The 13,831-nt window shown below is 58.5% G+C and carries 12 protein-coding genes and 1 pseudogene; 5 read left to right on the top strand and 8 right to left on the bottom strand.

Going from position 1 to position 13,831, the window contains the following annotated elements; all coding sequences use genetic code 11:
• The first annotated feature begins 11 nt into the window (after nucleotides 1-11).
• Nucleotides 12-206, top strand: a complete 195-nt coding sequence (locus ACSBQS_RS08935; protein ID WP_127897184.1) for a hypothetical protein — start codon at nucleotides 12-14, stop codon at nucleotides 204-206.
• On the opposite strand, the gene ydgH is transcribed toward ACSBQS_RS08935, so the two are convergent.
• Nucleotides 199-1,149: a DUF1471 family protein YdgH gene (gene ydgH / locus ACSBQS_RS08930; RefSeq protein WP_025302966.1), complete on the bottom strand. Its 951-nt coding sequence runs from the start codon at nucleotides 1,147-1,149 to the stop codon at nucleotides 199-201. The genes ACSBQS_RS08935 and ydgH overlap by 8 nt on opposite strands.
• 537 nt (nucleotides 1,150-1,686) lie before the next feature.
• Between ydgH and pntA the strand changes: the two genes are divergently transcribed.
• Nucleotides 1,687-3,216, top strand: a complete 1,530-nt coding sequence (gene pntA / locus ACSBQS_RS08925; RefSeq protein WP_042784620.1) for a Re/Si-specific NAD(P)(+) transhydrogenase subunit alpha — start codon at nucleotides 1,687-1,689, stop codon at nucleotides 3,214-3,216.
• A gap of 10 nt (nucleotides 3,217-3,226) precedes the next feature.
• The gene (gene pntB / locus ACSBQS_RS08920) at nucleotides 3,227-4,621 is read left to right on the top strand and encodes a Re/Si-specific NAD(P)(+) transhydrogenase subunit beta (protein ID WP_025159771.1); all 1,395 of its coding nucleotides are present in this window, start codon (nucleotides 3,227-3,229) and stop codon (nucleotides 4,619-4,621) included.
• 61 nt (nucleotides 4,622-4,682) lie between these two features.
• Here pntB and uspE read toward each other — a convergent pair whose 3' ends face one another.
• From uspE to ACSBQS_RS08885, 7 genes and pseudogenes are all read right to left on the bottom strand, one after another.
• Nucleotides 4,683-5,645 carry a universal stress protein UspE gene (gene uspE, locus ACSBQS_RS08915; protein ID WP_434990308.1) on the bottom strand — a complete coding sequence of 321 codons (963 nt, stop codon included), beginning with the start codon at nucleotides 5,643-5,645 and terminating at the stop codon, nucleotides 4,683-4,685.
• Nucleotides 5,646-5,771: 126 nt separating this feature from the next.
• Entirely contained in the window at nucleotides 5,772-6,536 is a 765-nt protein-coding gene (locus tag ACSBQS_RS08910; RefSeq protein WP_004938278.1) for an FNR family transcription factor, read from the bottom strand.
• A gap of 280 nt (nucleotides 6,537-6,816) precedes the next feature.
• A complete protein-coding gene (ogt, locus tag ACSBQS_RS08905) occupies nucleotides 6,817-7,341 on the bottom strand; it encodes a methylated-DNA--[protein]-cysteine S-methyltransferase (RefSeq protein WP_004938274.1) in 525 nt (174 codons plus the stop codon).
• Nucleotides 7,342-7,560: 219 nt separating this feature from the next.
• Nucleotides 7,561-7,872 carry a hypothetical protein gene (locus ACSBQS_RS08900; RefSeq protein ID WP_033643206.1) on the bottom strand — a complete coding sequence of 104 codons (312 nt, stop codon included), beginning with the start codon at nucleotides 7,870-7,872 and terminating at the stop codon, nucleotides 7,561-7,563.
• Nucleotides 7,873-8,178: 306 nt separating this feature from the next.
• Entirely contained in the window at nucleotides 8,179-9,033 is an 855-nt protein-coding gene (locus ACSBQS_RS08895) for a tagatose bisphosphate family class II aldolase (RefSeq protein ID WP_197666436.1), read from the bottom strand.
• A gap of 9 nt (nucleotides 9,034-9,042) precedes the next feature.
• Nucleotides 9,043-10,209: an SIS domain-containing protein gene (locus ACSBQS_RS08890; RefSeq protein ID WP_434990304.1), complete on the bottom strand. Its 1,167-nt coding sequence runs from the start codon at nucleotides 10,207-10,209 to the stop codon at nucleotides 9,043-9,045.
• A 26-nt stretch (nucleotides 10,210-10,235) separates the two neighbouring features.
• Nucleotides 10,236-10,387 (bottom strand): annotated as a pseudogene (locus tag ACSBQS_RS08885) (transcriptional repressor AgaR); the annotation flags it as partial.
• A 798-nt stretch (nucleotides 10,388-11,185) separates the two neighbouring features.
• Here ACSBQS_RS08885 and ACSBQS_RS08880 point away from each other — a divergent pair.
• Together ACSBQS_RS08880 and ACSBQS_RS08875 are read left to right on the top strand one after the other, a co-directional pair.
• Nucleotides 11,186-12,907 carry a lysophospholipid acyltransferase family protein gene (locus ACSBQS_RS08880; protein ID WP_033643203.1) on the top strand — a complete coding sequence of 574 codons (1,722 nt, stop codon included), beginning with the start codon at nucleotides 11,186-11,188 and terminating at the stop codon, nucleotides 12,905-12,907.
• Between the two features lie 101 nt (nucleotides 12,908-13,008).
• Nucleotides 13,009-13,791 carry an N-formylglutamate amidohydrolase gene (locus ACSBQS_RS08875; protein ID WP_197666439.1) on the top strand — a complete coding sequence of 261 codons (783 nt, stop codon included), beginning with the start codon at nucleotides 13,009-13,011 and terminating at the stop codon, nucleotides 13,789-13,791.
• Nucleotides 13,792-13,831 lie beyond the last annotated feature (40 nt).

Below are 13,831 nucleotides of genomic sequence, written 5' to 3'. Positions count from 1 at the left end.
GCGGCAACAATGTGTTAACAACCATTGCGCTAATAGACAATAGCCCTAAAAATTGGCGCAAATTCTACGGAGGGATGATTAGAGATGCAATGATTGAATATGCGGAATTTACAAAAAACTATTCAACGAGCGGCGAAAAGAGCGGCAATAAAAACGGGCAGCTCAAGGGCTGCCCGATGGTAAACCGAAAAGCGGGTTTTATTTGAACAGATCGGCGCTGACGGTCAGGTTGCCGCCGCTCTTGTTCTGCCACTGGCGAGTGACGTGGTAGTACTTGGCGCCTTTCTCGGCCGCGCGTTTCGCTACTTCGGTGGACACGTCAGTCATGCTGTTGAAGTGGCCGGTGAAGGTGACGGAATCGAACGGCACCATCTGCGCGGCGGTCACGTTGTTCACTTCCTGAATCTTGGTGCCGTTAGGCAGCGTGACGGTATAGCGTTGGCCGGTAGAGGACTGGGTTTCGAAGAAACGGCCCACTTCGCGGCTTGGTGAACCGGAAGACGCGACGCCAGGAATTTCGACTTTCGCGGCTGCGGCGCCGCCGGCGGCCAGCGCGGCGCGGCCGGCGTCAGAATCGGCCGGGATGGCGTCCGGGCTCTGCACGCGGCGTTTCGGCGCATCGGCCTTATAGATGTAGGCGGTGACGAACTGGTTGCCGCCGGAGTTGGCGTCAACCTGGCGCACGATGAAGAACGAGGCGGCGCCTTTTTTCTGCGCTTCTTTGGAGATGGCGTCGTTAATGTCCGGCTGGCTGCGGTAGAAACCGCTGACGCTCACGGTATCGTAAGGCTCCAGCAGGTAGGCTTCCTCTTTAGGCAGTTCATTCACGCCGTTAAATACGCGGTATTTTGGTGTTTTGCTCACTTCTGGCGCATCTTTATGATAAAGGTCTGCGGTGACGCGCCAGTTGCCGCCGTTATTGCTGTTGTTGCTGTCCTGGATATAGAAGGAATCGGCACCCAGTTTGTCTGCACGGCGGGATACGGCGTCGACGGCTTCATTGATCGCATTGAAGCGGCCGGTAATCGTGATGCGATCAAACGGCTTCAGCGCCGCTGCTTTCTCAGGAGTTAACTCTTGCGCCGCATGAGCGGACAGCGCGGTGAGTGATAACAAGGCTGACGCGATGATCGTGGTCTTCAGCTTCATAAAAAATCCTTTCGCCTAGCGCATTAACGTTTATAACGTACTGAACTGTTTAAGTGTAATTCAGCCGTCGATTATTACATGTAATTCTGAAAACTGTCTCAGCATTTTATGTTATCCCGTGCGACAAATCCTTGACGGTGACGCGGGTCGCACGGATGGCGCCGCCGCCATAAGTTTCCATAATAAAGGCTTTGGTGTCATTAGTGTTAATTATTCACAAAATGATAACTTTTATGCTTGTCCGCCCCGCATGGCGATAAATCGTTACGCCGGGCGCAAACCTCTAATCATGCAGAATGTGCTGTTCTGTATGCATTTTTTCACTGTAAATTGCGATTTGTCATATCGCGCCCGGCGTTTTTATGTAAAAACAGGGCTGAATGCGTAAGCAATTATGGATCATCGACCTTATTTTCAGTAGGTTATAGTTGGCGTCTGAAATCAGTGCGGGCAAGATGACGCCTCGCTCGCCGATGGCGCCGTTCTATGGGCAGGAAAATAATAAACATCATCCAAGACAGGTGAGAAGGGAACATTATGCGTATTGGTGTACCAAGAGAGCGGTTGGCCAATGAAGCCCGGGTCGCAGCCACGCCGAAAACGGTGGAACAACTGCTGAAGCTGGGTTTTACCGTCGCGATTGAACGCGGGGCGGGCAAACTGGCCAGTTTTGACGACGTCGCCTACGAAGCCGCCGGCGCGGCGCTGGTCGACGAAAACGAAGTGTGGCAGTCGGATCTGATCCTGAAAGTCAACGCGCCGCAAGACGACGAGATCGCCTTGATGCGCGAAGGCAGCACGCTGGTCAGCTTTATCTGGCCGGCGCAAAACCCCGAGCTGATGGCCAAGCTGGCGGCGCGCAACGTCACCGCGCTGGCGATGGACTCGGTGCCGCGCATCTCGCGCGCCCAGTCGATGGATGCGCTGAGCTCGATGGCCAACATCGCCGGCTACCGCGCCATCGTCGAGGCGGCGCATGAGTTCGGCCGCTTCTTCACCGGCCAGATCACCGCCGCCGGCAAAGTGCCGCCGGCCAAGGTGATGATCATCGGCGCCGGCGTGGCCGGCCTGGCGGCGATCGGCGCTGCGGGCAGCCTCGGCGCCATCGTGCGCGCCTTCGACACCCGCCCGGAAGTGAAAGAGCAGGTGCAGAGCATGGGCGCGGAATTCCTCGAGCTGGATTTTGAAGAGGAAGCGGGCAGCGGCGACGGTTACGCCAAAGTGATGTCCGAAGCCTTTATCAAGGCCGAGATGGCGCTGTTCGCCGCACAGGCGGCGGAGGTTGACATCATCGTCACCACCGCGCTGATCCCGGGTAAACCGGCGCCGAAGCTGATCACCAAAGAGATGGTGGCGTCGATGAAGCCGGGCAGCGTGATCGTCGATCTGGCGGCGCAAACCGGCGGCAACTGCGAACTGACCGTGGCCGACACCATTACCGTGACCGACAACGGCGTGAAAATCATCGGCTATACCGATCTGCCGAGCCGCTTGCCGACACAATCTTCGCAGCTGTACGGCACCAACCTGGTCAACCTGCTGAAGCTGCTGTCGAAAGAGAAGAACGGCGAGATCGATATCGATTTCGACGATACGGTGATCCGCGGCGTTACCGTGGTGCGCAGCGGTGAAATCACCTGGCCGGCGCCGCCGATCCAGGTTTCCGCCCAGCCGAAAGCGGCGCCCGCCGCCGCACCGGTCGCCAAACCTGAAGCCAAGCCGACCTCGCCGTGGCTGAAGTACGGCCTGATGGCTCTGGCGATCCTGCTGTTCGGCTGGCTGGCGGACGCAGCCCCGAAAGAGTTCCTGTCGCACTTTACCGTGTTCGCGCTGGCCTGCGTGGTCGGGTACTACGTGGTCTGGAACGTCAGCCATGCGCTGCATACCCCGTTGATGTCGGTCACCAACGCGATCTCAGGGATTATCGTGGTCGGTGCGCTGCTGCAAATTGGCCACGGCGGCTGGGTGAGTTTTCTCTCCTTTATCGCCGTGCTGATCGCCAGCATCAATATTTTCGGTGGGTTCACCGTCACTCAGCGCATGCTGAAGATGTTCCGCAAGAACTAAGGGGTAACAAATGTCTGGAGGATTGGTTACAGCTGCATACATTGTTGCCGCTATTTTGTTTATTTTCAGCCTGGCGGGCCTGTCGCGTCATGAAACGTCGAAGCAGGGCAACCTGTTCGGCGTCGCCGGCATGGCGATCGCGCTGATCGCGACCATTCTGGGGCCGGATTCCGGCAACGTCGGCTGGATCATCATCGCTATGATCATCGGCGGCTCGATCGGCGTCTATCTGGCGAAGAAGGTCGAGATGACCGAAATGCCGGAGCTGGTGGCGGTGCTGCACAGCTTCGTTGGCCTGGCCGCGGTGCTGGTCGGTTTCAACAGTTATCTGGATCACGGTGCGCCGATGGAACCGGTGATGGCGAATATCCATCTGACCGAAGTGTTCCTCGGCATCTTTATCGGTGCGGTGACCTTCACCGGGTCGATCGTCGCCTTCGGCAAGCTGCGCGGCATCATTTCTTCCAAGCCGTTGATGCTGCCGAATCGTCACAAGCTGAACCTGGCGGCGCTGGTGATCTCGTTCCTGTTGCTGGTGGCGTTCGTGCGCACCGACAGCGTGGGCTGGCAGGTGGTGACGCTGCTGCTGATGACGGCGATCGCGCTGGCGTTCGGCTGGCATCTGGTCGCCTCGATCGGCGGCGCCGACATGCCGGTGGTGGTGTCGATGCTCAACTCCTACTCGGGGTGGGCGGCGGCCGCGGCGGGCTTCATGCTGAGCAACGATCTGCTGATCGTCACCGGCGCGCTGGTGGGCTCTTCGGGGGCGATCCTGTCTTACATCATGTGCAAGGCGATGAACCGCTCGTTTATCAGCGTGATCGCCGGCGGTTTCGGCAGCGACGGTTCATCCACCGGCGATGCCGAAGAGATGGGCGAATACCGTGAAACCACGGCGGAAGAGGTGGCCGAGCAGTTGAAAAACTCCACCTCGGTGATCATCACCCCGGGCTACGGCATGGCGGTGGCGCAGGCGCAGTATCCGGTGGCGGAAATCACCGAAAAACTGCGGGCGCGCGGCGTGAAGGTGCGCTTCGGCATTCACCCGGTCGCGGGGCGCTTGCCGGGCCACATGAACGTGCTGCTGGCAGAGGCGAAGGTGCCGTACGACGTGGTGCTGGAGATGGATGAAATCAACGACGATTTCCCGGATACCGACACCGTGCTGGTGATCGGCGCCAACGATACGGTGAACCCGGCGGCGCTGGAAGATCCGCGCAGCCCGATCGCCGGCATGCCGGTATTGGAAGTGTGGAAAGCGCAGAACGTGATCGCGTTCAAACGGTCGATGAACACCGGCTACGCCGGCGTGCAGAACCCGCTGTTCTTCAAGGAGAACACCCAAATGCTGTTTGGCGACGCCAAAGACAGCGTGGAAGCGATTTTGCGGGCGTTGCAGAAGTAAAATTGGGCAACCAAAGAAAAACGGGCCGCTTTTCAGCGGCCCGTTTCTTTATGCGCGAAGCTTAATCTTCGTCGTCGTGTTCATCGTCTTCATCCGCCTCGATCGGGCAGTTGAAGTTTTCCGGTTTAATCACCAGCAGGTCGCATTTCAGATGATCGATCACATGTTCCGCCGTGTTGCCGATAAAGGCGGCTGAAATGCCGGTGCGGCCCAGGGTGCCCAGCACCACCACGCCGGCCTGCAGGTGTTCGGCCAGAGCGGGGATCACCTCTTCCGGCAGGCCTTTTTCCACGTGGGTGAACTCTTCCTTAATGCAGAATTTTTGCCGTAGCGCCTTCATGGCGATCAGATGCTGGCCGCGAATGGCGTCGTTGTAGACGCTTGGGTCGAAGTCGGGCAATTCGATGGCGATGTTGATCGGGGTAACGGGATAGGCGCCGACCAGGTGAACCTCGGTCTGGTTGACGTTTTGCGCCAGTTCGACGGTTTCTTGCACCAGTTTGATATTGAGCGGGTCGTGATAGGGTTCTTCGCTGGCCAGATTGACCGCCACCAGCGCCTTGCCGCCTTCCGGCCAGGGCTGGTCTTTCACCATCCACACCGGGCAAGGGCATTTGCGCAGCAGGTGCCAGTCGGTGGGGGTAAAGATCACCGACTCCAACCGGTCGTGTTGGTGCGCCATTTTCAGCAGCAGGTCATGTTGGCCGGAAAGCACTTCCTGAATGATGGCTTCGAAGGGGCGGTTATGCCAGACCACTTTGATTTCGATCGGCACGCCGTCGTTGAGATAGAAGCGGCACTGCTCGTTGATCCAGGCGGCGCGTTGGCTGATCACACCTTGCCGCATCGCCGTTCTTTCATCCGGGGAGAGCAGGGTCGTCATTTCGTAAGAGAAGTCATAGATGGGCAGGAAGGCCTTGATGCGCCCGCCGTTCCGTTTTACCAGGTACACGGCGCGGCGCAATGCCGGCTGATCGTCCTGATTGGGGTCAATAGCCACCAGAAGATTCTGATACTTCGCCATAGGGCCTCCTTACAGCTGAAATCAACAGTCTGTTAATTTACAGAGTAACCCAACATTGAAAAACAGAACAACAACAGAAGCGTGCCGGATCAACAATTTCGGGGAAATGGTGATCCGGCAGGAGAATCAGGCGTTGACGGTCACGTTGATACGCGGCGTACCGGCCAGCACCGACAGGGCGTCGGCGTTTTCGATGGTGATGTATTTGCCTTTCACGCTGAGGATTTCGCTTTTCTGGAAGCGACCCAGCAGCCGGCTGATGGTTTCCACCGTCAGGCCGAGATAGTTGCCGATATCGCCACGGGTCATGGTCAAACGGAACTCGCGCGGAGAGAAACCGCGCTCCGCAAAGCGGCGCGACAGGTTGTAAACGAACGCCGCCAGGCGCTCTTCGGCGTTTTTCTTCGACAACAGCAGGATCATGTCCTGGTCGCCTTTGATCTCGCCGCTCATCAACCGCATGATCTGCTGACGCAGGTTCGGCATTTTGCCGGACAGATCGTCGAGGGTCTCGAACGGAATTTCGCACACCATCGAGGTTTCCAGCGCCTGGGCGAAGCTTGGGTGCTTCAGGCCACCGATGGCGTCAAAGCCCACCAGGTCACCCGCCAGGTGGAAGCCGGTGATCTGCTCGTCGCCTTGCTCGGTGATGGTGTAGCTCTTGATGGTCCCGGAACGGATCGCGTACAGCGATTTCAACTCGTCGCCGGCCTTGAACAGGGTCTGGCCTTTCTGAATAGGCTTTTTCCTCTCGATAATGTTGTCGAGCTGATCCAGCTCGTGAGCATTGAGGGTGAAAGGAATGCACAGCTGGCTGATGCTGCAGTCCTGGCAATGGATCGCACAACCACCAGACTGGATACGACGAATCACGCGTTTTTCCGGGATCATAGATTACGCTCATTCAATAATTGATATGAGTCAATTTTAACATCTTTTGCCGCAGCTGATAAGGGTAGCATTAGTCTGAATAGGGGCATTGTGTGCGAATTTTACGCACACATGCCGCCGATTATTCTGTAGGGGACTGAAGTTATGAGTATTATTTGTGACTTATGCGTTTTATTCACACCAGTTATTCATAGGTCCCAGCGGCCTGCGAGCGTGGCGTTGAGCAATGGGCTTTATTAAGCGTCGCCAAACAATGGCGCCGGATAATCGCCTGGCGCGGCTACAGCAGGCTTTTAGGCAGGTAGCCTTCGTGCTGCAGCAGCCATTGTTTGCGCTGTACGCCGCCGGCATAGCCGGTCAGTGCGCCTTGCGAACCGATCACTCGGTGGCAGGGCACGACGATGCTGATCGGATTTGAACCGTTGGCCATGCCGACTGCGCGCGAGGCGGTCGGACGGCCGATGCGTTGCGCGAGCTGGCCGTAGGTCAGGATCTCGCCGCAGGGGATTTGGCGCAGCTGTTGCCAGACGGTGCGTTGGAACTCGGTGCCGGCGGTCATCACCGGCAACCGATCGATAATGCTCAGTTCACCGGCGAAATAGCGCTGCATGGCGTCGGTCAGCCCGCTGGGATCGCGCTGTTCGCGCAGGGTGAACCGATCGGCGCGGTAGTGGGTATTCAGCAGCTTCATCAGGCGCGCTTCATGATCGGTCCAGTCAATCGCCCGCAGGCGCCCCTGTTCATCGGCAATCAGCACCAGTTCTCCCACCGGCGTGGCGGTACGATCAATCAAAAAAGTCTGCATCTGGATCACTCCTCGGTTTGGTAGGGCGATTATCGCATGAAACGCAAGGGAGCGATGGCGGATTTCGGACATGCTGATGGGCGACCGCAGGGTCGCCCGAATAGCCGGCTTACGGTAAGGCGGGGAGTTATTGTGCGATAAATTTATAAAATAAATTTATAAGTCATCAAGACAAGTTGTGTCTTGTTTATTATTTCCGCAGGCAGTAACGCTTTGTGGTTACTTATAGCTGATGGTCACGCGTTTTAAATGGGGGTCGTTATTCACCATCTCACTGCTGACGGCAGAAACTAATTCTTTTGGCATCGCTTTTAACGAAGAGGATATATACCCGTTTTGATATTCCGTCACTTTACCGAAGCAGCTGGAGATAAGCTTTTCATCCTGATGTTTGACGGTGCATGCAGGCGTGGTGATGGCGCCGGTGAAGCGGACGACGCCAGAGGCGACCTGGCTGCCGGAAAGCGGTTTTGCTTGCAGAGCGAAGGGCAGAATGACCAATGCGCTTAATACGGCTAAGTAATGGTTCATACGCTGTTCCTTTCAGAGTAAAAACACTGCCAATTAAAAAACAAGCGCGCTTGTTTTCATAAAATAAGCTATTTCGCTTGGCGAAATAAAAACGAATGGGCAAAAATCCTACTGCCTGCATTCAATGAATTTGATAATAGAGAGGTAGGATGAGTAAAACCATGATTTGGATCATAGTGAAGACCGGTTAATGGTTTCAGGCGCGGGCGGGATAACAGGCTGTGATCGTTCTCTCAGGAAAGCGGAAAATGGCGGGATGTTTTCGCCCCCGTGGTGCAGCCACTGAAACCGGGGGCGGGCGTGGGGTTACAGCATGCCGCTGCTGCCGCAGATGCGGATCTTTTCCGCCACCACTTCTTTCATCGCCAGCTTGCCGGGGACGATGTATTTGCGCGGATCGTTGGCATCCGGGTGCTGTGAAAAGTAGCTTTTTACCGCATCGGCGAAGGCGATTTTCAATTCGGTGGCGACGTTGACCTTGCAAACGCCGAGCGAGATCGCGCGCTTGACCATCGCTTCCGGAATGCCGGAGGCGCCGTGCAGCACCAACGGCACGTCCACCTGTTCGCGGATCAGCGCCAGGCGTTCGAAGTCCAGCTTCGGTTCGCCGTGATACAGGCCGTGGGCGGAACCGATCGCCACCGCCAGCGAATCGATGCCGGTGGCGGCGACAAACTCGCGTGCCGCCACCGGGTCGGTATAGAAGCTGTCTGCCGTATCGACGATCAGATCGTCCTCTTGCCCGCCCAGGCGGCCCAGCTCCGCTTCCACGCTGGCGCCGTAGCGATGGCACAGGGCCACTGCGGCGGCCACCTTGGCGATATTCTGCTCGAACGGCAAATGGGAGCCGTCGATCATGACCGAGCGGATGCCGCTTTTCACCTTGTGCTCGATGTCATCGAGCTCTTCGTGATGATCCAGATGCAGCGCCAGCGGCAGATCGTAGCGGTGCGCGGCCACCTGACAGATACCGATCAGGTAGTCGGTGCCGGCATAGCTGAAGGTGCCGGGCGTGCCGGCCATGATCACCGGCGAGCGCAGTTCGGCGGCGGTCTCCGCCACCACCTGCACGGTTTCCAGATTGTGAACGTTAAACGCCGGAACGGCGTAACCCTGGCGCTGCGCCTTGAGCAGCATGTCTCGGTTGGCTATCAGATACATGGGATCTCCTTACTGCACGGGGGAAGGAAAACGGTAAATCGTCACGCCTTTCACCACCCGGTTAACCTCGCCGGTCGGGCAGGGGTTATCCGGGGTCAGCCCCAGCGCCAGCGAACTCTCGAAGGCCAGCATCTGGGTGAACAGCAGATACGGGAACAGCAGCCAGATATTGTCTGCCGCATCGTGCATATGCAGCAGGGTATCGGCGAGGGGTTGGCGCTCGCCGGTCAATCCGACCAGCTGCATCGCCTGCCCATCGCGCTGCAGCTCGTTCCACAGATCGCGGTCATACTGGCGGGCGTAGTCGTCGCGCGAGAACATCAACACCACCAGCGTCTGGCCGTCGACCATGAATTTCGGACCATGACGCAGGCCGAGCGGCGAGTCGTAGCGCGTAACGATGCGCCCGGCGGTCAGCTCCAGCATCTTGAGCGAGGCCTCTTCGGCAAGGCCGGTAAAGCAGCTGCCGCCAAGGGTGATGTAGCGGCGGAAGCCGCCGGCGGCCAGCGCCTTCACCTGCGGCTGCAGCGTTTCTCGCAGTGCGCGGCAGCGCTGCACCATGGCGTGCAGCGGCGCCTGGGCGGCCTCGAGCGACAGGGGGCCGAGCAGCAGCGCGGCGCTCAGCATCATGCAGCTGAAGCTGGAGGTCATGGCGAAGCTCTGATCGTTGGAACCTTGCGGCATCACCAGCGAACAGACGTTGTCGCGCTGATGTGCATACTGCGCCAGCTTGCTGTCCGGGTTGCACACCAGCATCAGGTGGTAGCTTTCCGGCAGCAGTTGGTCGGCCAGCTCCACCGTCGCCACGCTCTCCGGGCTGTTGCCCGAGCGGGCGAAGGAGACCAGCAGCGTCGGCCGCTCAGGGTCGAGATACTGCAGCGGGTTGGCGACGATATCGGTAGTGCCGTAGGCCACCACGTTGCGGCCGGTGCGTTCGCGCAGCCAGGGGGCCAGGGCGCGGCCGGCGAACGCCGAGCTGCCGGCGCCGCACAGCACGATCTGCAGGCGCGGATTGGCCAGCAGCGGCGCCAGAAACGGCTGCCATTGCGCCTGTTGATCCTGCAGCTGCCGGTGCAGCGCCGCCCACAGATCCGGCTGTTGCCAAATTTCTGCGGCGGTGTGCCAGGCGTTGTGCTGCTTCAGCCAATTCGCCTCATAAGAGAAATACGCGTTCATGATGACAGCTCCTTAAAAAGCCTCGGTTAACGGTCGGCGATAATCACGTCGATCCCTAAATGGTGCAGCGCCTGCAGACAGTGTTCCGGAATGCGGCTGTCGGTGACCAGGCGGTGGATCTGGCCGATGTCGCGATCGTGCAAAAACTTGTGCGGCCGAATTTGCTGGCGTCGGCGAGGGTGTGTTTGACGTCGCGATTGATGCGGATGGTGACGCTGGAGACCGAAAGCAGCTGGCTGAGCGGTTCCACGCGCGACGCGCCTTCGCGGCACAGCGGGTCGATAATTAATTCCCGGCGTTTTGCGGTAGTGATCATTAACGCAGACTCCTGATTTACCTGTAGCCGTGCCCGGCCGCGGCTTAATAAGCCGCAGCAATACCGACCGGAGCGCTTTCAGTTGTTCGTGGCGAATTACAGCAAACGAAACACTGAAATGCAATCGATTAATTTTAAAATATCCATATCTATCAGTTGCTTATATTTGTTTTTGCTTTCGTTTGAGCGCCAACCGAAAGCAGCGTCAACGCAAAGTGAAAACGGCAAATTCGTTATTTTTCAGTCGACAATTCCCGGCATTTAATTATTCAGTCCGTCGAGGCCGAAAGCCGCAGCGATAATTCGGCAGCCGCCGGGCTTTCACTGTTTTTTTATGCCGGCGCGTGTAATAGCGCCGCATTGCAGCGGGTGAGGGTGAACGACAGCGGCCATGCGTTTCCCTCCGGCGATCCGTTCGTGGCCCATCCCGGCGAGGATCTGCAGCCGATAGCGCCTGCGTGAGGCGGTGAACCGCCGCATTGAAGCGTTGCTGGCGCCGATGTGAGGGGAAGTGGGGGCGAAAATGCGTCTTTCGCTCCCAAATCGCCATTACTTTGCTATACCTGATAGTCGATGGATTCATTTTATTGTCATGTGACTGACATGTCAGAGTCATGGCTCTGGCTTAAGTTTGCAGCGACTACGTCAGGAGATAACGCGATGTTCAGCCTGGATTCTCTGTTGCAAGATGCATTTCCACACCGCAATACCCCTGCCTGGCAGCGCAGCCTGCTAAGAACCCTTCTCTTCGAAAAAGAATTCAAACAGTTCGCCGCCGACTATCCCCACCTGAAAGGGCTCGATCTGATCGAGCAGGTGGTGGACTACTTTAACCTCAGCTGCGAGCTGGTGGACGGCGATCTGGAAAACATCCCCAGCCAGGGGCCGGTGGTGCTCGTGGCCAATCACCCGATCGGCTCGCTCGACGGACTGGTGCTGTTGCGCGCCGTCGCGGCGGTGCGTCCGGATGTGAAAGTGGTGGCCAGCCAACTGCTGACTTACATCGAACCGCTGCGCAACCTGTTCGTGCCGGTGGATAACGTCGCTTATAAAACCAGCCGCAAACAGATAGAAGGCATGCAGCAGCAGCTGGACAATCAGGGCGCGCTGATCCTGTTCCCGGCCGGCGAAGTGTCGCGCATGAGCCCGAAAGGCATCCGCGACGGCCACTGGCATACCGGTTTTCTGCGTCTGGCCGCCAAGGCGCGCGCGCCGATCGTGCCGATTCATATCAGCGCGCGCAACAGCAACCTGTTCTACTTTACGTCGCTGGTCTACCGTCCGCTGTCGACGCTGCTGCTGGTGCGTGAAATGTTCCAGCAGCGGGGCGGGCGCATCAGGATCCGCATCGGCGGCCGCGTGCCGTTCGCCAACTGGCACGATGGCCACACCAGCGCCAAGGATCTGGCGGAGCGCTTTCGCCGCCACGTGTATCGCCTGGGCCAGGGCAAACCGGGGCTGTTCGCCAGCGAATCGCCGATCGCGTTGCCGGAAGAGCGTCTGGAGCTGAAAAAGGCGCTGGCGAACTGCGAACGACTGGGGGTGACGCCGGACGGCAAAACCATCTACCTCTATCGCCGTCACGATGAAGCGCGCACGCCGATCCTGCGCGAGCTGGGGCGCCTGCGCGAGATCGCTTTCCGCGCGGTGGGGGAAGGATCCGGCCGCCGCCGCGATCTGGACAGCTACGACGACGATTATTATCACCTGGTGCTGTGGGATGAAGAGGAGCTGGAGATCGTCGGCGCCTATCGTTTTATCCCCACCGCCGAACAAATCGCGCGTAAGGGCCTGGAGAGCATCTACAGCAACAGCCTGTTCCACTATGACCGCGATATGGAACCGATCCTGGCGCAGGGCATCGAACTGGGGCGCAGCTTCATTCAGCCGGCCTATTGGGGCAAGCGCGGGCTGGACTATTTGTGGCTGGGCATCGGCGCCTATCTGTCGAAATACCCGCAGTACCGCTATCTGTTCGGCCCGGTATCCATTTCCGGCGGCATGCCGCTGGCGGCGCGGGATCTGTTGATCGCCTTCTATCGGCTCTATTTCTCGCCGGACCATGCCTTCGCGCAGTCGCGTCGTCCTTATCCGGCGTCGTTGCCGCAGGTGCTGGCGCAGTTTGCCGGGGATAACTACCAGGAAGATCTGGTGCGGCTGAAGAGCCTGCTCAGCAACATCGGCTGCTCGATCCCGACGCTGTACAAACAGTACACCGAGCTGTGCGAACCGGGCGGGGTGCAGTTTATCGACTTTGGCACCGATCCGGCCTTCAACAACTGTATCGACGGCCTGGTGCTGGTGGATACCTCGCGGCTCAAGCCGTCGCGTTATCAACGTTATATTGCGGTGCATCAGCCGCAGGAAGCCGAGACGGCATGATCGGCGTCTGACTCATGCCTTTTTGATCTAAGCACGACCTTGGGGCCGGCGACGGGATAGCGCTACGATAAACGTTTTGCTTTCCACCGCCGGAGCCTTTCATGCCTCATTCGTTTATCCCGCCGTTATTGTCCGCCGATGAACCGCCCGCCGCCGCCGTTGAAAACCAGCGCGGCAAAGCGCCATTTTTGCTGCTGTGCGATCACGCCGGCAAGGCGATACCGCAATCCCTCGGGGATCTCGGCTTACCGCCGGGGGAGATCGAGCGCCACATCGGCTGGGATATCGGCGCGCTGGGCGTATCGCGCCATCTGAGCCGCCAACTGGACGCCACGCTGATTCATCAGCGTTACTCACGGTTGGTGATCGACTGCAACCGGGCGCCCGGCATCGCCAGCTCGATCCCGCATTTGTCTGAACTGACGCCCATCCCCGGCAATATCGGCATCGACGCCGAACACGCGCTGGCGCGTGAGCGCGAGGTATTTTTGCCGTATCACCACGCCATCGACGAGCATCTGGGGCAACGCCAACTGCGCGAACTGCCGACGGCGGTGATCGCCATGCACAGCTTCACGCCGGTGTTCAAGGGGCAACCGCGCCCCTGGCAGGTGGGGCTGTTGTTTAACCGCTACCCGGAATTTGCGCTGCTGTTGGCTGAACTGCTGCGTGAAGAGGGGGATCTGCAGGTGGGTATTAACGAACCTTATGCGATGACGGACGCCACCGATTACACGTTGCCGGTGCACGCGGAGCGCCGCGGTTTGCCTTACGTCGGCATCGAAATTCGCCAGGATTTGGTCGCTGACGAACGCGGGCAACAGGCATGGGCGAAACGTTTCGCGCGCCTGCTGCCGCAGGCCTGGCAACGCTGGCAAATTTGACTTTAGGAATATTCCCAGAGATGATAACCGTAAGGAATAC

It is taken from the genome of Serratia sp. H402Y (assembly GCF_051172415.1).
In the GTDB taxonomy this organism is placed as follows: domain Bacteria; phylum Pseudomonadota; class Gammaproteobacteria; order Enterobacterales; family Enterobacteriaceae; genus Serratia; species Serratia ureilytica.
The sequence above is the reverse complement of the archived record's forward strand: the minus strand, read 5'-3'. Positions and strand labels throughout refer to the sequence as shown.

Bases quoted from the DNA above. Each gene is read 5' to 3' on its own strand.
- ydgH (WP_025302966.1), bottom strand. From the start codon at position 1,149: ATGAAGCTGAAGACCACGATCATCGCGTCAGCCTTGTTATCACTCACC.
- pntA (WP_042784620.1), top strand. From the start codon at position 1,687: ATGCGTATTGGTGTACCAAGAGAGCGGTTGGCCAATGAAGCCCGGGTC.
- pntB (WP_025159771.1), top strand. From the start codon at position 3,227: ATGTCTGGAGGATTGGTTACAGCTGCATACATTGTTGCCGCTATTTTG.
- uspE (WP_434990308.1), bottom strand. From the start codon at position 5,645: ATGGCGAAGTATCAGAATCTTCTGGTGGCTATTGACCCCAATCAGGAC.
- ACSBQS_RS08910 (WP_004938278.1), bottom strand. From the start codon at position 6,536: ATGATCCCGGAAAAACGCGTGATTCGTCGTATCCAGTCTGGTGGTTGT.
- ogt (WP_004938274.1), bottom strand. From the start codon at position 7,341: ATGCAGACTTTTTTGATTGATCGTACCGCCACGCCGGTGGGAGAACTG.
- ACSBQS_RS08900 (WP_033643206.1), bottom strand. From the start codon at position 7,872: ATGAACCATTACTTAGCCGTATTAAGCGCATTGGTCATTCTGCCCTTC.
- ACSBQS_RS08895 (WP_197666436.1), bottom strand. From the start codon at position 9,033: ATGTATCTGATAGCCAACCGAGACATGCTGCTCAAGGCGCAGCGCCAG.
- ACSBQS_RS08890 (WP_434990304.1), bottom strand. From the start codon at position 10,209: ATGAACGCGTATTTCTCTTATGAGGCGAATTGGCTGAAGCAGCACAAC.
- ACSBQS_RS08880 (WP_033643203.1), top strand. From the start codon at position 11,186: ATGTTCAGCCTGGATTCTCTGTTGCAAGATGCATTTCCACACCGCAAT.
- ACSBQS_RS08875 (WP_197666439.1), top strand. From the start codon at position 13,009: ATGCCTCATTCGTTTATCCCGCCGTTATTGTCCGCCGATGAACCGCCC.